The sequence below is a fragment of the Stenotrophomonas maltophilia genome (genome assembly GCF_002799155.1).
Lineage (GTDB): Bacteria > Pseudomonadota > Gammaproteobacteria > Xanthomonadales > Xanthomonadaceae > Stenotrophomonas > Stenotrophomonas maltophilia_R.
This window is the reverse complement of the sequence record NZ_NERD01000002.1, coordinates 2359529-2375512: the sequence shown is the minus strand read 5'-3', so window position 1 is coordinate 2375512 and position 15984 is coordinate 2359529. Positions and strand designations below refer to the sequence as shown.

Genomic DNA, 15984 nt, shown 5'->3' with positions numbered 1-15984 from the left:
GGCCAGCACTGCCTGCCATGGATTGGCACCGTTGTCATGCAGCCCTGCAGCGTGCTTCGCAAGCCCCGCTTCCGGTAACCTTGCGGCTTTCGCTTTGCAGGAATGCCTTACAGGATGAGCCACGACGCAGTCGCCCCCATCGCCGGCCAAGGAAGGATGCCGCGCCAGATTCCCTACATCATCGGCAATGAGGCCTGCGAACGGTTCAGTTTCTACGGGATGCGCAACATCCTGGTGCAGTTCCTGATCACCTCGCTGCTGCTGCAGGAAATCACGGCGGAAGGCCGTGCCGGTGAAGCCAAGGACATCATGCACAGCTTCATGATCGGCGTGTATTTCTTCCCGCTGCTCGGTGGCTGGCTGGCCGACAGGTTCTTCGGCAAGTACCACACCATCCTCTGGTTCAGCCTGGTCTACTGCGCCGGCCACCTGTGCCTGGCGCTGTTCGAGAACAGCCGCGAGGGCTTCTTCCTCGGCCTGGGCCTGATCGCGCTCGGTGCCGGTGGCATCAAGCCGCTGGTGGCCTCGTTCATGGGTGACCAGTTCGACCAGAGCAACAAGCACCTGGCCAAGATCGTCTTCGACGCCTTCTACTGGATCATCAATTTCGGCTCGCTGTTCGCCTCGCTGCTGATCCCGCTGGTGCTGAAGAACTGGGGCCCGCAGTGGGCGTTCGGCATCCCGGGCATCCTGATGTTCATCGCCACCTTCGTGTTCTGGCTGGGCCGCAAGCGCTACGTGCTGGTGCCGCTGCCGCCGAAGGATCCGCATTCGTTCGCCAACGTGGTGCGCACGGCCTTGACCGCGCGCGTGGCCGGCCAGGGCCGTCCGGGCCTGGTGATCGCCGTGCTCGGGCTGGTGCTGGCGGCGGCCTCGTTCGGCCTGGTCGGTTCGCTGGGCATCGTGATCTGCCTGTGCCTGGCGCTGGTGGCCATCCTCGCCGGCATCGGCGGGGGCACCTGGCTGCAGCTGGACCGCGCGCGTGGCCAGCATCCGGCCGAAGCCGTGGAAGGCGTGCGCTCGGTGCTGCGCGTGCTGGTGATCTTCGCGCTGACCACGCCGTTCTTCTCGCTGTTCGACCAGAAGGCCTCGACCTGGGTCCTGCAGGGCCAGCAGATGCAGATGCCGAGCTGGTTCACCGCCTCGCAGATGCAGGCATTGAACCCGCTGCTGGTGATGATCCTGATTCCGTTCAACAACCTGGTGCTGTACCCGGCCCTGCGCCGTTTCGGCTTCGAGCCGACCGCGCTGCGCCGCATGACCGCCGGTATCGCCTTCAGCGGCTTGGCCTGGATCGTCATCGGCGGCATCCAGGTGGTGATGGACGGTGGCAACGCCATGTCGATCTTCTGGCAGATCCTGCCGTATGCGCTGCTGACCTTCGGTGAGGTGCTGGTCTCGGCCACCGGCCTGGAGTTCGCCTACAGCCAGGCGCCGCAGGCGATGAAGGGCGTGGTGATGAGCTTCTGGAACCTGACCACCACCATCGGCAACCTGTGGGTGCTGCTGTCCAACGCGGCGGTGCGCAACGACAAGGTGACCCACCAGATCGCCGGCACGGGCCTGAGCGAGGCGGCGTTCCTGATGTTCTTCTTCGCCGGCTTCGCCTTCGTCGCGGCGTTGGCTTTCGGTTGGTATGCGAAACGCTATCGTATGGTCGACAACTACCGTAGCGCCTGAGCCTGACATGACCCCCGTCAATCTGCTGTTGATCGCCATCACCGCCATCCTGTCGTGGATGGCGTTCAACAACCGCAAGCTGGCCGACCGCCTGATCCTGTGGCCGCCGGCCATCGACCGTCACCGCCAGTACGACCGGCTGGTGACCTATGGCTTCATCCACGCCGACTGGTCGCACCTGATCTTCAACATGATCACCCTGTTCTTCTTCGGGGGATTCATCGAAAGCGTGATGGTGCAGCTGACCGGCAGCTACCTGACCTACCCGGCGTTCTACATCGGCGCGCTGCTGGTCTCGATCCTGCCCAGCTACCTGAAGAACCAGAAGAACCCGAACTACCTTAGCCTCGGCGCGTCCGGGGCGGTGTCGGCGGTGCTGTTCGCCTTCATCCTGATCAAGCCGTGGTCGATCATCCTGGTGTTCTTCATCCCGGCACCGGCAATCATCTATGCCGCGTTCTACGTCGGCTACAGCATCTGGATGGACAAGCGCGGCGGCGACCGCATCAACCACAGCGCACACCTGGCAGGTGCGGCGTTCGGTGTGATCTTCATGCTGGCCATGCAGCCGAGCATCTTCAACCACTTCCTGCGCGAACTCTCCAACCCGACCTTCCGCCTCGGCGGCGGCTGATGCGGGGATCGGGGCGGATCGGGTGCGATCCGCCCCGGCCGGGTCAGGCCGCGGTCTGCTGGCCGTAGGTATCCAGCAGGCGGGCGAACACTTCCTCGCCGATGCGCTGGAAATCCTGATCCTCGGTCTGCCCTTCCACCGCCAGTTGCAGCAGGCCCTCCAGCAGGGCGCGGTCGGTATCGGAATGGGAATTGCTGGCGTGCATGGGAGCCTCCACGGTGGTGCGCATGGTCAACGATCGCAAGGGTCGTGCCAGCCTGGCCGTACCCCTCCATAGGCGATAGCGGCCGGCCCGCCTCCAGCTTGAGGGGCGAAAACTGACGTGAATGGACTGGACTTGCCCCTGTTCAGGCTTCACGCGATCATGGCGCCCGGCTGCGCACCATCCACGCAGTCGCCGCAGGAGAACGTTCCATGGCTTCGGTCACGCCCCCCGGTCTGGCCTATGAGGTCGAACACGACCTGGCCAACCACCGCTTCACCGCCCGTGTGCGAGGACAGCTGGCGGTGCTGGACTACCAGATCAAACGCAGGCGCATGGTCATCACCCACACCGAGGTGCCCGAGCCGATTGCCGGCCGTGGCATTGCCGGTGAGCTGACCCGCGTGGCACTGCGTTTCGCCCGCGAACAGAAGTACAAGGTGGTGCCGGCATGTTCCTATGCGGAGGCCTTCCTGCAGCGGCACGAGGAGTACCACGACCTGCTCGTTGGCTGAATGCCAGCGGGCCACGCTTCAGCCATGGCAGGCGATGATGTACAAACATGAACAGGGGATCCCGATGAAGACTGGAAACAACCGGCCACTGCACGGCAGCGTGTTGGCCGGCGTGGTGGGCGTGCTGTTGCTGGCCGGTTGCCAGCGTGAAAGCGAGCCGGCGCCGGCGACTGACGCGGCGCCCGCCGCCGAGGCGACGGCGGCAGGCGAAACGCCGGCCACGGAAGCGCCGCTGGACCTGCGCGACGTGATCGAGAACAACGAGCGCGAAGTGGTGGGCATCAGCTACCCGGCCGGCATTGACCGTTATCCGGGCCTGGCCCGCGCGCTGCAGAGCTATGCCTCGAGTGCGCGCAGTGACCTGCAGCAGGCGCTGGACGGGCTTGGCAACGACAAGCCGACCATGCCCTACGAGCTGTCGCTGAGCTTCGAGAAGCTGCTGGAAACGCCGCAGCTGGTGGTGGTCAGTGCCGATGGCAGCCGCTACACCGGTGGCGCCCACGGCGAACCGCTGGTGGCCCGCTTCGTCTGGCTGCCGCAGCATCAGCAGATGCTCAGCGCCGACAAGCTGGTGGCCGACGCCAAGGGCTGGAAGGCGATCAGCGATTTCGTCGCCGACCAGCTGCGCGAACGCGTGGCCACGCGGCTCAGCGGCGAGGACATGGACCCGGCCCAGCTGCAGGAATCGCTGCGCAATGCATCGCGCATGATCGCCGACGGTACCGGCCCGCAGGCCGACAATTTCAGCCAGTTCCAGCCGTTGACCGACGACAAGGGGCAGATCACCGCGCTGCGCTTTGTTTTCCCGCCGTACCAGGTGGGTCCATACTCGGACGGTACCCAGACCGCCGATGTTCCGGCGGCGGTGCTGTTGCCGCACGTGGCCAAGGACTACGTGGAGCTGTTCGCACGCGGTTGACCGCAGTCGAGGAGGTGGCGTGGATACAGGGTTGCAGGAGCGGGTCGCCGGCCTGCTCCACGAAGCCGGGGTCCGCATCGGCGGCACCCAGCCACAGGACATCCAGGTGCATGACCCGCGCTTCTTCGCGCGGGTCATGGGCCATGGCTCGCTCGGCCTCGGCGAGAGCTACATGGAAGGTTGGTGGGATGCCAACGTCCTGGATGAATTCCTCGTCCACCTGATGCAGGCGCACCTGGATGAGCGGGTGCACGGCTGGCGCGAAGTGGCCGATGCGCTGAAGGCGCGTCTGTTCAACCTGCAGGCTGGGCAGGGGAGTTACGAGGTCGGCCGCCGCCACTACGACCTCGGCAACGATCTCTACCAGGCCATGCTCGGCCAGCGCCTGGTCTACAGCTGCGGCTATTGGCGCAATGCCGATGACCTCGATGCCGCACAGGAAGCCAAGCTCGACCTTGTCTGCCGCAAGGTGGGCCTGCGCCCGGGCCAGCGTGTGCTGGACATCGGTTGCGGTTGGGGCGAGGCCTTGAAGTTCGCCGCCGAGCGCTACGGCGTCAGCGGCGTCGGTGTGACGATTTCACAGGAGCAGGCCGAGTTCGCGCGCGAACTGTGCGCCGGCCTGCCGATCGAGATCCGCCTTCAGGACTACCGTGAACTGGACGAACCGTTCGATGCGATCTTCTCGATCGGCATGTTCGAGCACGTCGGCGACAAGAACTACGCCAGCTTCTTCGAGGTGGCCAGACGCTGCCTTTCGCCGCGTGGCCTGCTGCTGTTGCACAGCATCGGCACCAACATCTCCCGGCATCGCACCGATCCGTGGATCGCGCGCTACATCTTCCCCAACTCGATGCTGCCGTCGGCGGTGCAGATCACCCGAGCGTTCGAAGGCCGTTTCGTGCTGGAGGACTGGCACAACTTCGGCACCGATTACGACCTGACCCTGCAGGCCTGGCGACGCAACGTGGAAGCGGCATGGCCACGGCTGGATGCGCACTACGACGAGCATTTCCGCCGCATGTGGCGCTTCTACCTGGCCGGGTCGATGGCAACCTTCCGCTGCCGCCATGCGCAGTTGTGGCAGCTGGTGCTGTCGCCGGAGGGCGTGCCGGGCGGGTACGTGGCGCCGCGTTGAAGCTGTCGCTGAGACCAAGATGGCGTCTCCACATGAAGATTCCAGGCTCGACGTATTTTCGATGTTGAGCGGGAAGTCGCAGTTCTCGGTCGCCGATGCGCCTTACTCTGAAGACGGAGTCAGCTCAGCCTCAAGATGGCTGAACTTGTAACTACTTTACAGTCCGCAAGGAGAGAAGGATGTATCGGAAAGGGATCTTGCTTGCCGTTATTCTCGGCCTGATCGCAGGTGGTACGGCACAAGCGGGTACTGTGACGAAGTACCAAGGTGAGCATATTCGTGACACGGGCTACAACTGGGGATGGAGTAAGGTGAGGTCTCCCCTGTTTGACACATTCGACGAAGCGCTTGAATGGACGCATGCGCAAGCAGCGATAAAGCATAACGGGGAGAACTATCTCTCGAAATACGATGACTTTCGGTTCTATTTCAGCCGACTGGAAAACGGTAAACTGGCAAGTTACTACGGCGACAAAGTATGGTTCACTCAGGATCTGGATCCGTCAGACGACGAGCCCAGGTACTGCTACGACTGGTCCACGGGAATGACGGGGACTACTATCAACGGGAACGGACACTTTATCTTCGCGAATTCCGCTGACCTTTTGCCGTTGGCTGCGAGCGGCAGATGGCTGGCATGGCTCAATAATTGTCCTGAAAATTTTGGTTTCGCAATCGTTTCGCTGCCGCTCGTGGCGGTTCGCGAAGTTGATGTCGACACGGCCGACTGATCTGTGGCAGGTGATCTTAGGGATCACCTTGCATGGTCTTTGGCATGAGTGAACCAACAAAAAAAAACCGCCCGGTCGCCCGGGCGGTTTTCGTTTCACGCTACCGCGCTGGCGATCAGTTGCCGGCGCCGGTCAGGCCACGCTTTTCCAGCAGCGGTTCGATCTGCGGCTCGTGGCCGGCGAAATCGCGGAACAGCTGCATCGCGTCGACGCTGCCGCCCTTGGACAGCAGGGTGGCGCGGAAGTGGTCGCCGTTCTTGCGGCTCAGGCCGCCGTTGTCCTTGAACCACTTCTGGGTGTTGGCGTCGAGTACTTCCGACCAGATGTAGGCGTAATAGCCGGCCGAGTAGCCGCCCATGATGTGGCTGAAGTACGGGGTCTTGTAGCGCGGCGGGACCGGCGCGTAGTAGATGCCGTCCTTTTCCAGCGCGGCGCGCTCGAAGGCCATCACGTCCTTGGCTGCCGGCACCTGGTCGGCGCCGATCTGGTGCCAGCGCTGGTCCAGCATCGCCGCACCCAGGTACTCGGTAGTGGCAAAGCCCTGGTTGAACTTGGCCGCGGCCAGCACCTTGTCCAGCAGCGCCTGCGGCATCGCCGAACCATTCTGGTAGTGCTTGGCGTAGTTCTTCAGGATGACCGGGTTGTCCGCCCACATCTCGTTGACCTGCGAGGGGAACTCGACGAAGTCACGCGGCACCGAGGTGCCCGAGAAGTACGGGTACTTCACGTTGGAGAACATGCCGTGCAGGGCATGGCCGAACTCGTGGAAGGTGGTGTTCACCTCATCCCAGGTCAGCAGGGTCGGCTGGCCGGCCGGCGGCTTCGGGATGTTCAGGTGGTTGGCGACCACCGGCTTGAAGCCGGTCAGCTTGGACTGCGAGACGTAGGAGTTCATCCACGCACCGCCGCGCTTGGAGGCGCGTGCATACGGGTCGAAGATGAAGATCGCCAGCTGGCTGCCGTCGGCGTCGAACACGTCGTAGACGGTGACGTCATCGTGGTAGACCGGCAGGTCGGTGCGCTGCTTGAAGGTCAGGCCGAATTCCTGGCCGGCGGCGTAGAACACGCCGTTCTCCAGCACGTTCTTCATCTCGAAGTACGGCTTCAGCTGCGACTCGTCGAAGTTGTACTTGGCCTGGCGCACCTTCTCGCTGTAGAAGGCCCAGTCCCACGGTTCCAGCTTGAACGTCGGCTTGCCAGCGGCCTTCTGTTCCTGGTCGATCATCGCCTGCAGGTCGGCGGCTTCGCGCTTGGCGTTGGCCACCGCGGCCGGAGCCAGCTTGCCCAGCATCGCGTTGACTGCTTCGGGGGTCTTGGCGGTCTGGTTGGTCAGGTTGTAGGCGGCGAAGTTCGGGAAGCCCATCAGCTTGGCCTTGTCGGCACGCAGCTTCATGATGCGCGAGACCAGCGCGGTGTTGTCGAACTCACCGCCGCGGCTGCCGCGGGTGGTCGAGGCTTCGTAGATCTTCTGGCGCAGGGCGCGGTTGGCCAGGTTGGTCAGCGGCGGCTGGCCGGTGGTGTTGAGCAGGGTGATCACGTACTTGCCTTCCAGGCCACGGGCCTTGGCGGCTTCGGCGGCGGCAGCGATCTGCTCCCTGGACAGGCCGTCCAGCTCCTTGACGTCGTCGACGGTGATCGCCGAAGCGTTCACTTCCGACTGTACGTTCTGGCTGAACTTGGTGCCCAGGTTGGCCAGCTCGGCATTCATGGCCTTCAGCGTGGCCTTGTCGGCCTCGGACAGCTTGGCGCCGGCGCGCACGTAGTTGTCGTAGTACTTCTCGACCAGGCGCACGCCTTCGGCGTCCAGGCCCAGCTGGCTGCGGGTGTCGTACAGCGCCTGGATGCGGGCGAACAGCTTGCCGTTCAGCGCGATCGCATCGCTGTGCGCGGCAAACTTCGCCGAGTAATCGGCCTGCAGCTTCTTGCGGGTGTCGTTGGTGTCGGCGCCGACCAGGCTGAAGAACACGGTGGTCGCACGGTCGAGGATGTCACCGCTCTTTTCCAGGGCGATGATGGTGTTGTCGAAGGTCGGCTTGGCCTTGTTGTTGGCGATGGCCTCCACTTCCTTCAGCTGCTGCGCCATGCCGGCGTCGAAGGCCGGGGCGAAGTCGCTGTCCTTGATCTTGTCGAACTGCGGGAAGTGCAGCGGTAGCGGGCTTTCGGCGAAGAACGGGTTGGCCTGCTGGGCGGTAGTGCTGGCGGCCGGGGTGGCGGCGCCGGCCGAGTAGGCGGGCAGGGCAAGGCCGAGGGTCATGGCCACGGCAAAGGCAAGGCGAGTGGTCAAGGTAGAAGCTCCGGTAAGGCAAACAAGGGCCCGAGGGTAACCCGGCCGGCGTCGCCTGCACTTGTGTCAAAAGGCATGTTGCCGGGGCCGGGCCCGGATACCATGCATTCACCGCCCACGGCCCGCTGCCATGACCACCGCCTACGATTTCAGCTTCCGAGACCTTGACGGCCAGCCTCAGGCGCTGGCCCGGTACCAGGGCCAGCCGTTGCTGCTGGTGAACGTCGCCAGCCGTTGTGGCTTCACCCCGCAATACACCGGTCTGGAGCAGCTGTGGCAGGAGTACCGCGAACGCGGCCTGGTGGTGATCGGCTTCCCGTGCAACCAGTTCGGTGCGCAGGAGCCCGGCGACGCCGCGCAGATCCGTCAGTTCTGTTCGCTGGACTATCCGGTCAGCTTCCCGTTGTCGGAGAAGATCGAGGTCAACGGCGAAGGTGCCGACCCGCTGTGGGCGTGGCTCGCGCGCGAGAAGCGTGGCCTGCTCGGCAGTGCCCGCATCAAATGGAACTTCAGCAAATTCCTGGTTGACCGCCAGGGGCGGGTGGTGTCGCGTCATGCGCCGACCACCAGGCCGGAGCAGCTGCGCGGCGAGATCGAAGCGCTGCTGTGAGATGAACCCAAAAAGGGGACGGAGGGGATTAAGTCGTTTGTGCACAAACGACTTAATCCCCTCCGTCCCCTTTTTGCTTATTTCTCGACGAACGCGCGCTCGAACACGTAGTGGCCCGGCTGGCCGATGCGCGGCGAGACCTGGAAACCACGGGCATCGAGCACGCTGCGCAGGTCGGCCAGCATCTGCGGGCTGCCGCAGATCATCGCGCGGTCATTCTCCGGGCTCAGTTCCGGCAGGCCGAGCGTGCGCTGCATCTCGCCGCTTTCCATCAGCGAGGTCAGGCGGCCCTGGTTGGCGAACGGTTCGCGGGTAACGGCCGGGTAGTACAGCAGCTTGTCGCCGATCATCTCGCCGAGGAACTCGTGCTCGCGCAGTTCCTTCTCGAAGTAGTCGCGGTAGGCCAGGTCCTTTTCGTAGCGCACGCCGTGGCAGAGGATCACCTTCTCGAAGCGCTCGTAGGTTTCCGGGTCCTTGATCACCGACAGCCACGGCGCCAGGCCGGTACCGGTGCCCAGCAGGTACAGGTTCCTGCCGGGGTGCAGGTCGCTGATCAGCAGGGTACCGGTGGGCTTCTTGCCGACCAGTACCTTGTCACCCGGCTTGATGTGCTGCAGGCGCGAGGTCAGCGGGCCGTCCTGCACCTTGATGCTGAAGAACTCCAGCTGTTCTTCCCAATTGGCGCTGGCGATCGAATAGGCGCGCAACAGCGGCCGCGCCTCGGTTTCCAGGCCGATCATCACGAACTGGCCGTTCTCGAAGCGGAAACCGCTGTCGCGGGTAAGGGTGAAGCTGAAGTAGGCATCGGTCCAGTGATGGACCTCGAGCACCGTTTCGGCGCCAAAAGCGGAGGACATGGGCGTATCTATCGTAAGTCGTCGGGGGAATTCTATCTCAAATGAGACAAGTTCTCATTGGGCGGAACGAGAGGCGTTCTCAGCGGTAACCCGCCGCCTGCAGCTCGAACAGCTCGGCATAGCGGCCGCCCTGTGCCATCAGCTGTGCGTGGGTGCCGCTGGCCTCGATCCGGCCATCGGCCAGCACCAGGATGCGGTCGGCCATGCGTACCGAGGAAAAGCGGTGGGAAATCAGCACTGCGGTGCGATTATCCGCCAGTTCCCTGAACCGCTGGAACACCTCGAACTCGCTGCGCGCATCCAGCGCTGCAGTTGGCTCATCCAGGATCATCACCTGCGCATTGCGCATCCATGCGCGGGCGATGGCGATCTTCTGCCATTGGCCACCGGACAGGTCCACGCCCTGCTTGAAGCGGCGGCCGATCAGCTGGTCGTAGCCGCCGGGCAGGTCGTCGATCACCTCCTCGGCCATGCCCCGGCGCGCGGCGTCGGCGATGCGTGCCTGGTCGTCCATCGCCTCGACCTGGCCAACGCCGATGTTCTCGCCGGCGCTGAGGTTGTAGCGCACGAAGTCCTGGAAGATCACCCCGAGGTTGGCGCGCAGGTCGTCCAGGTCGTAGTCGCGCAGGTCGCGGCCATCGAGCAGGATGCGGCCCTCGTCCGGCTCGTACAGCCGCGCCAGCAGCTTCACCAGCGTGGTCTTGCCGGCGCCGTTCTCCCCGACCAGCGCCAGCACTTCGCCGGCCCGCAGCTGGAAATCGAGGTGGCGCACGGCCCATTGCTCGGCATCCGGGTAGCGGAAGCCGACGTTCTCGAACACGAAGCCCTGGCGGATTGGCTGGGGTACGCGCACGGCGCCTTCGCGCGAGTGGATTTCCGGTTGGATCTGGAAGAACGAGAACAGGTCATCCAGGTACAGCGCTTGGCTGGCCACCTGCGAGAACCCGATCAGCAGGCCCTCCAGCAGCTGGCGCAGGCGCAGGAAACTGCCGGCGAGAAAGGTCAGGTCGCCGATCGAGAAGTCGCCGCGCACCGTGCGCCACGCGATATAGGCGTAGGCGGTGTAGTAACCCAGCGTACCGAGTGCGGCCAGCAGCGTGCCCCAGAACGCGCGGCGCCGGGCCAGGGCACGGTTGGCCTGGAACAGAGCCACCGACAAGCGTCGGTAGCGTTCCACCAGGAAACGGTGCAGGTTGTAGATCTTCACTTCCTTGGCCGTTTCCACGCTGGCACCAAGCTGGCGCAGGTAATCGAGCTGGCGTCGCTCGGGCGTCCACTGGAAGTTGAGGCTGTAACCGGCCGCGTTGAAGTGCGATTCGCCGATGAAGGCCGGCACCAGGGCCAGCGCCAGCAGCAGGATCAGCCACGGTGCGTAGACCAGCAGGCCGATGGCGAGGCTGGCCACGGTGATCGCGTCCTGCACCTGGCCGAACAGCTGGCTCATCAGGTTCATCCGGCCCATGGTCTGGCGCCGCGCACGGTCCAGCTTGTCCTGCAGGTCCGGGTCTTCGAAATCCTCCAGGTCCAGCGTGGCGGCATGTTCCATCAGCCGGATGCTGGTGGCATTGGCGAACAGCTCCGAGAGCAGGGCATCGGCATAGCTGACCAGCCGGCCAAGCAGGTCCGAGGCGATGGCCAGGCCGAACTCCAGCGCCAGCAGGCCCAGCAGCGGATTGAGCAGGCCGCTGGCCAGCGCCTCGCCCAGCGGCGGGAAGCCAGCATCGTGCTGGCTCAGGTGCAGAGCGCTGTCGATGATCAGCTTGCCGACGTACAGCATCGCCACCGGCAGCAGTGCGCGGATCAGGCGCAGCCCGAGGCTGGCCAGGGTCAGGACAGGACTGGTCTGCCACACCATGCGCAGGAACGGTGGCAGGTTGCGCATCGCCCTGAAGCGCTGGCGCAGGCTCGGTTTCTTTGCGGCGGCAGCGCCAGCGGTGGAGGGAGCAGGCATGCGCGTATTGTGCGCGCCCGATGCGTGCAGGTGGGGTCAGTGCAGCCGTGTGGCCGCCGGGGTCGGATCCCTTTGCTGTGCAAAGGGCTCTGACCCCATCGGCCCGAATCGGGTCAGAGCCCTTCGCAATGCGAAGGGCTCCGACCCAACCACATCCACGCATGGCGTGGATCTACCGTGCCGACCAAGGTCGACACCTACCAGCAGCTGCAGGAACCTGACCCACCGGGCTGGCCTCTTTTACGGCAGCGGCGGCAGCAGCCCGGCGCCCAGCCGGTTCCAGGCATTGATCACCGCAATGCCCATGCTCAGGTCACTGATGCCCTTCTCATCGAAGTGCGGCGCCAGTGCATCGAACGCCGCCTGCGACGGTGCGCCGTCGGTCAGCCGGGTCAGTGCCTCGGCCCAGCCCAGCGCCGCACGCTCGCGGGCATCGAAGAAGCGGCTCTCGTGCCAGGCAGGCAGGGTGTCCAGCTTGCGCGGCTCGATGCCGCCCTTGCGCAGCGCGGTGCCATGCATGTCCATGCAGTAGCCGCAGCCGTTGAGCTGCGATACGCGCAGGAACAGCAGTTCCATCAGGGTCGGATCAATCGAGCTGTCATGCACGGCCTTGCTGGTGGCCAGCAAGCCCTTGAAGGCTTCGGCGGCGAGGCGGGTATAGGGAACGCGGGGAGAGGCGTGGTCGGACATTTTCGGCTCCACGGCGGCCACGATGGCCGCCTTTCACTACCAGGACGCCGCACCGCTTGCGTTCGTGACAACGCCCGGCAGCTTTTCCGGATTCAACACGCTGTACACATTGGCAATGCGGCCATCGACCACCTCGATGGTGGTGATCGAATGCAGGCGATCGCCGATGAAGCGCAGGATCGCCGGTTCGCCGTTGGCGTAGCCCAGCCGCGCCGGATGCACCGCACCGCGGCGGGCGATGGCCCAGAACAGGCGGCCGATGCGTTCGGCGCCCAGCAGGGGCCGCACAGCCGCAGTGACCACGCCGCCGCCGTCGGAAACCAGTACCGCGTTGGCGTGCAGCAGGGCCTGGATCGCCTCGCTGTCGCCGCGCTGGGAGGCGTCCATGAAGCGCGCCAGCAGATGCCGGTGCTGGCTGGCATCGGCATTGAAGCGTGGCCGCCCGGCCTGCAGGCGCTGCCGGGCGCGGTGCACCAGTTGCCGGCAGTTGGCCTCGCTGTGGCCGATCAGTTCGGCGATCTCGCGGTAATCGTGGTCAAAGGCTTCCTTCAGCAGGAAGGCGGCGCGTTCCTCGGGCCCGAGCTGTTCGAGCAGGGTCAGGAAGGCGACCGAGACGTCGTCGACCAGCGCGTGCAGCTGGGCCGGGCCGAGCGCCGGGTCGGGCTCCAGGGTGACCTCCAGCGGCTCGGCCAGCCACGGGCCCACGTAGTGCACGCGTTCGCGCTTGGCCGCGCGCAGCCGGTCCAGGCCGAGCCGGGTGGTGGTGGTGACCAGCCAGGCCTCGGCGTCGCGGACGCTGTCCGGGTCGGCCCCGGACCAGCGCAGCCAGGCATCCTGGACCACGTCTTCGGCGTCGGCGCGGCTGCCGAGCAGGCGGTAGGCCAGGGCCATCAGGCGCGGGCGGTGGGTCTGGAAAGCGGTTTCGGCGTTCATGTGGGCAAGGACGCCGCAGTGGCGCGTGGCGTGACAGGGGAGGCGGGGTCAGATCCCTTTCCCTGGGAAAGGGATCTGACCCCTGACTCTACCCCCGACTCTACCTGCGGCCGGGGGAGGGGGTAAAATGGGCGGATTACCCCCGCCAGCCTCGAGCAAGCGAGCAAGCCGTGACATCGATCAAGCAGGAAGACCTCATCCAGTCCATCGCCGACGCGCTGCAGTACATCTCGTACTACCACCCGGTCGACTACATCAAGAACCTTGCCGCCGCCTACGAGCGCGAGGAGTCGCCGGCTGCGAAGGAGGCGATGGCCCAGATCCTGATCAATTCGCGGATGTGCGCCGAAGGCCACCGTCCGATCTGCCAGGACACCGGCATCGTCACCGTGTTCCTGGAAATCGGCATGGACGTGCGCTGGGACGACGCCACCATGGGCGTGGAAGACATGGCCAATGAAGGCGTGCGCCGCGCCTACATGCACCCGGACAACAAGCTGCGCGCCTCGGTGCTGGCGGATCCGGCCGGCAAGCGCATCAACACCAGGGACAACACCCCAGGCGTGGTCAACGTGAAGGTGGTCCCGGGCAACACGGTCGATGTGATCGTGGCCGCCAAGGGCGGTGGTTCGGAAGCCAAGACCAAGTTCGCCATGCTCAACCCGTCCGATTCCATCGTCGACTGGGTGCTGAAGACCGTGCCGACCATGGGCGCCGGCTGGTGCCCGCCGGGCATGCTCGGCATCGGCATCGGCGGCACTGCTGAAAAGGCGATGCTGCTGGCCAAGGAAGCGCTGATGGAGCCGATCGACATCACCGAGCTGCAGGCCCGTGGTGCGTCCAACCGCATTGAAGAGCTGCGCCTGGAGCTGTACGAGAAGGTCAATGCGCTGGGCATCGGTGCACAGGGCCTGGGTGGCCTGACCACCGTGCTCGACATCAAGATCAACGACTACCCGACCCATGCGGCCAACCTGCCGGTGGCGATGATCCCGAACTGTGCGGCCACCCGCCATGCGCACTTCACCCTGGACGGCAGTGGCCCGGTGATGCTGGATCCGCCGTCGCTGGAAGACTGGCCGAAGCTGACCTACGACGCGTCCAAGGGCACCCGCGTGGACCTGGACACGATCACGCCGGAAGACGTGGCCAGCTGGAAGCCGGGCCAGACCCTGCTGCTCAACGGCAAGCTGCTGACCGGCCGCGACGCTGCGCACAAGCGCATGGTCGACATGCTCAACAAGGGTGAGGAACTGCCGGTCGACCTGAAGGGCCGCTTCATCTACTACGTCGGCCCGGTCGATCCGGTGCGTGACGAAGTGGTGGGCCCGGCCGGCCCGACCACCGCGACCCGCATGGACAAGTTCACCCGCCAGGTGCTGGAGCAGACCGGCCTGCTGGGCATGGTCGGCAAGGCCGAGCGTGGCCCGGCGGCGATCGAAGCGATTCGTGACAACAAGTCGGCCTACCTGATGGCGGTTGGCGGTTCGGCCTACCTGGTGTCCAAGGCGATCAAGGCGGCCAAGGTGGTGGGCTTCGCCGACCTGGGCATGGAAGCGATCTACGAGTTCACCGTGCAGGACATGCCGGTGACCGTGGCGGTCGACTCCACCGGCGAGTCGGTGCACAAGACCGGCCCGCGTGAGTGGCAGGCCCGCATCGGAAAGATTCCGGTGGTCGTGGAGTAATTCCGGTCGCTTCGATCCAGGCAATGGCGCCCGCGTGGCGCCGTTGTCGTAAGGGAATGGGGTTGACGATCGCGCAGCATCGCTCTGCTAGGCTTGGCACCACCTCGCACAGGATGTGTCCATGGCCCTGCATCGAACCCTCGCGCTCGCGTCCCTGCTGAGCCTGGCTGGCTGCAGCACGACCTCTTCCTGGGAGGGTGCGGATTTCTCCGCATCCGCGCAGTGTCGCATGCAGTGCCAGGCCAGCCACCGCAGTTGCATGGCGCAGGGTAGTACCGGCAACAGCGCCTTCAGTTGCGAGCAGCAGGTGGTGCCAGCGCCGGACAAGCGCTGCAAGGACGTCGCCAACCCTGAGCTGCGCCGCGCCTGCGAACTCAAGGCGCATGACTGCACGCTGCGCGCGCCGATGATGTCCTGTGGCGAACGCCGCGATACCTGCATGAGCAGCTGCGGCTGAGCGGCTGCCATCGGCGAGGCGCATAATCGGCCGGTCCACCCGCACAGGATCCGCCGCATGAGTACCACGCTGTATGGTTCGACCAGCACTGCCGCCCTGGTGGTGCACTGGCTGCTGATCGAGCTCGGCATCGAGCACGAACTGGTGCTGCTGGATTTCGACGCGCGCGAGCACAAGTCGGCGGAGTACCTGGCGCTGAATCCCGCCGGCGTGGTGCCGACGCTGATGATCGATGGGGTGGTACTGACCGAAGCGGCGGCGATCGCACTGTACCTGGCCGACCGCCATCCGGAGGCCGGTCTGTTGCCGGCCCTGGGTTCGCCGCAGCGGGGTGACGCCTACCGCTGGATGTTCTGGTGTGCCAATACGCTGCAGCCGGCCTATCGTGCCTGGTTCTATCCGCACGAAGTGGCGGGCGAGGCAAACGTCGAGGCCAGTCGCGGGATGGCACGCCAGCGCCTGGAAAACGCATGGCAGCGGCTGGCCATGCACCTGCAGGCGCACGGGCCGTATCTGCTGGGTGCAACCCCCTGCGTGGTCGATTACATGCTGGTGATGCTGATGCGCTGGTCGCGCAACATGCCCAAGCCCAGCGACACCTGGCCGGCGCTCGAGGCGCACGCGTCAACGATGAAGGCGCGCCCCGCATTCGCCGAGGTATGCCGCCGCGAAGGCATCACCGACTGGCTGTAGCCAAG

16 protein-coding genes are annotated in these 15984 nt (G+C 65.1%); 10 read left to right on the top strand and 6 right to left on the bottom strand.

What is annotated here, in order from left to right; translation table 11 throughout:
- The first annotated feature begins 114 nt into the window (after nucleotides 1-114).
- Both B9Y82_RS11650 and B9Y82_RS11645 read left to right on the top strand, forming a co-directional pair.
- On the top strand, nucleotides 115-1680 hold the full coding sequence (locus tag B9Y82_RS11650; protein WP_100473350.1) for an oligopeptide:H+ symporter: 1566 nt from the start codon (nucleotides 115-117) through the stop codon (nucleotides 1678-1680).
- A 7-nt stretch (nucleotides 1681-1687) separates the two neighbouring features.
- The gene (locus B9Y82_RS11645; protein ID WP_014037807.1) at nucleotides 1688-2314 is read left to right on the top strand and encodes a rhomboid family intramembrane serine protease; all 627 of its coding nucleotides are present in this window, start codon (nucleotides 1688-1690) and stop codon (nucleotides 2312-2314) included.
- A gap of 43 nt (nucleotides 2315-2357) precedes the next feature.
- Here the strand turns inward: B9Y82_RS11645 and B9Y82_RS20760 are convergent, their stop codons facing one another.
- Entirely contained in the window at nucleotides 2358-2519 is a 162-nt protein-coding gene (locus tag B9Y82_RS20760; RefSeq protein ID WP_014037806.1) for a hypothetical protein, read from the bottom strand.
- Between the two features lie 209 nt (nucleotides 2520-2728).
- On the opposite strand from B9Y82_RS20760, the gene B9Y82_RS11635 reads away from it, so the two are divergent.
- From B9Y82_RS11635 to B9Y82_RS11620, 4 genes are all read left to right on the top strand, one after another.
- A complete protein-coding gene (locus B9Y82_RS11635; RefSeq protein WP_006455911.1) occupies nucleotides 2729-3031 on the top strand; it encodes a GNAT family N-acetyltransferase in 303 nt (100 codons plus the stop codon).
- Between the two features lie 37 nt (nucleotides 3032-3068).
- Nucleotides 3069-3950 carry a DUF3298 and DUF4163 domain-containing protein gene (locus B9Y82_RS11630; protein WP_100473349.1) on the top strand — a complete coding sequence of 294 codons (882 nt, stop codon included), beginning with the start codon at nucleotides 3069-3071 and terminating at the stop codon, nucleotides 3948-3950.
- A gap of 19 nt (nucleotides 3951-3969) precedes the next feature.
- Nucleotides 3970-5085, top strand: a complete 1116-nt coding sequence (gene cfa / locus B9Y82_RS11625) for a cyclopropane fatty acyl phospholipid synthase (RefSeq protein ID WP_100473348.1) — start codon at nucleotides 3970-3972, stop codon at nucleotides 5083-5085.
- A gap of 179 nt (nucleotides 5086-5264) precedes the next feature.
- Nucleotides 5265-5816, top strand: a complete 552-nt coding sequence (locus B9Y82_RS11620; protein ID WP_100473347.1) for a hypothetical protein — start codon at nucleotides 5265-5267, stop codon at nucleotides 5814-5816.
- 115 nt (nucleotides 5817-5931) lie between these two features.
- Here the strand turns inward: B9Y82_RS11620 and B9Y82_RS11615 are convergent, their stop codons facing one another.
- The gene (locus B9Y82_RS11615; protein WP_100473346.1) at nucleotides 5932-8100 is read right to left on the bottom strand and encodes a M3 family metallopeptidase; all 2169 of its coding nucleotides are present in this window, start codon (nucleotides 8098-8100) and stop codon (nucleotides 5932-5934) included.
- 130 nt (nucleotides 8101-8230) lie between these two features.
- Here B9Y82_RS11615 and B9Y82_RS11610 point away from each other — a divergent pair, with 130 nt between their 5' ends.
- Complete coding sequence (locus B9Y82_RS11610; protein WP_100473345.1) at nucleotides 8231-8710, top strand: glutathione peroxidase; 480 nt, start codon at nucleotides 8231-8233, stop codon at nucleotides 8708-8710.
- Between the two features lie 77 nt (nucleotides 8711-8787).
- Here the strand turns inward: B9Y82_RS11610 and B9Y82_RS11605 are convergent, their stop codons facing one another.
- The 4 genes from B9Y82_RS11605 to B9Y82_RS11590 form a co-directional block, all read right to left on the bottom strand.
- Nucleotides 8788-9567, bottom strand: coding sequence for a ferredoxin--NADP reductase (locus B9Y82_RS11605; RefSeq protein WP_100473344.1), 780 nt, complete (start codon nucleotides 9565-9567; stop codon nucleotides 8788-8790).
- 79 nt (nucleotides 9568-9646) lie between these two features.
- Complete coding sequence (locus tag B9Y82_RS11600; RefSeq protein ID WP_100473343.1) at nucleotides 9647-11518, bottom strand: ABC transporter ATP-binding protein; 1872 nt, start codon at nucleotides 11516-11518, stop codon at nucleotides 9647-9649.
- A gap of 240 nt (nucleotides 11519-11758) precedes the next feature.
- Entirely contained in the window at nucleotides 11759-12208 is a 450-nt protein-coding gene (locus tag B9Y82_RS11595; protein ID WP_053509636.1) for a carboxymuconolactone decarboxylase family protein, read from the bottom strand.
- A 36-nt stretch (nucleotides 12209-12244) separates the two neighbouring features.
- Nucleotides 12245-13141, bottom strand: coding sequence for an RNA polymerase sigma-70 factor (locus B9Y82_RS11590; protein WP_100473342.1), 897 nt, complete (start codon nucleotides 13139-13141; stop codon nucleotides 12245-12247).
- Between the two features lie 170 nt (nucleotides 13142-13311).
- On the opposite strand from B9Y82_RS11590, the gene B9Y82_RS11585 reads away from it, so the two are divergent.
- The 3 genes from B9Y82_RS11585 (at nucleotide 13312) to B9Y82_RS11575 (ending at nucleotide 15979) form a co-directional block, all read left to right on the top strand.
- Nucleotides 13312-14829, top strand: a complete 1518-nt coding sequence (locus B9Y82_RS11585; RefSeq protein ID WP_049429429.1) for a fumarate hydratase — start codon at nucleotides 13312-13314, stop codon at nucleotides 14827-14829.
- Between the two features lie 121 nt (nucleotides 14830-14950).
- Nucleotides 14951-15286 carry a hypothetical protein gene (locus tag B9Y82_RS11580; RefSeq protein ID WP_100473341.1) on the top strand — a complete coding sequence of 112 codons (336 nt, stop codon included), beginning with the start codon at nucleotides 14951-14953 and terminating at the stop codon, nucleotides 15284-15286.
- 57 nt (nucleotides 15287-15343) lie between these two features.
- Nucleotides 15344-15979, top strand: a complete 636-nt coding sequence (locus B9Y82_RS11575; protein ID WP_100473340.1) for a glutathione S-transferase family protein — start codon at nucleotides 15344-15346, stop codon at nucleotides 15977-15979.
- Nucleotides 15980-15984 lie beyond the last annotated feature (5 nt).

Excerpts from the sequence above, each read along its gene's own strand:
- B9Y82_RS11650 (WP_100473350.1), top strand. The coding sequence starts at position 115 with ATGAGCCACGACGCAGTCGCCCCCATCGCCGGCCAAGGAAGGATGCCG.
- B9Y82_RS11645 (WP_014037807.1), top strand. The coding sequence starts at position 1,688 with ATGACCCCCGTCAATCTGCTGTTGATCGCCATCACCGCCATCCTGTCG.
- B9Y82_RS20760 (WP_014037806.1), bottom strand. The coding sequence starts at position 2,519 with ATGCACGCCAGCAATTCCCATTCCGATACCGACCGCGCCCTGCTGGAG.
- B9Y82_RS11635 (WP_006455911.1), top strand. The coding sequence starts at position 2,729 with ATGGCTTCGGTCACGCCCCCCGGTCTGGCCTATGAGGTCGAACACGAC.
- B9Y82_RS11630 (WP_100473349.1), top strand. The coding sequence starts at position 3,069 with ATGTACAAACATGAACAGGGGATCCCGATGAAGACTGGAAACAACCGG.
- B9Y82_RS11620 (WP_100473347.1), top strand. The coding sequence starts at position 5,265 with ATGTATCGGAAAGGGATCTTGCTTGCCGTTATTCTCGGCCTGATCGCA.
- B9Y82_RS11610 (WP_100473345.1), top strand. The coding sequence starts at position 8,231 with ATGACCACCGCCTACGATTTCAGCTTCCGAGACCTTGACGGCCAGCCT.
- B9Y82_RS11605 (WP_100473344.1), bottom strand. The coding sequence starts at position 9,567 with ATGTCCTCCGCTTTTGGCGCCGAAACGGTGCTCGAGGTCCATCACTGG.
- B9Y82_RS11600 (WP_100473343.1), bottom strand. The coding sequence starts at position 11,518 with ATGCCTGCTCCCTCCACCGCTGGCGCTGCCGCCGCAAAGAAACCGAGC.
- B9Y82_RS11595 (WP_053509636.1), bottom strand. The coding sequence starts at position 12,208 with ATGTCCGACCACGCCTCTCCCCGCGTTCCCTATACCCGCCTCGCCGCC.
- B9Y82_RS11590 (WP_100473342.1), bottom strand. The coding sequence starts at position 13,141 with ATGAACGCCGAAACCGCTTTCCAGACCCACCGCCCGCGCCTGATGGCC.
- B9Y82_RS11580 (WP_100473341.1), top strand. The coding sequence starts at position 14,951 with ATGGCCCTGCATCGAACCCTCGCGCTCGCGTCCCTGCTGAGCCTGGCT.
- B9Y82_RS11575 (WP_100473340.1), top strand. The coding sequence starts at position 15,344 with ATGAGTACCACGCTGTATGGTTCGACCAGCACTGCCGCCCTGGTGGTG.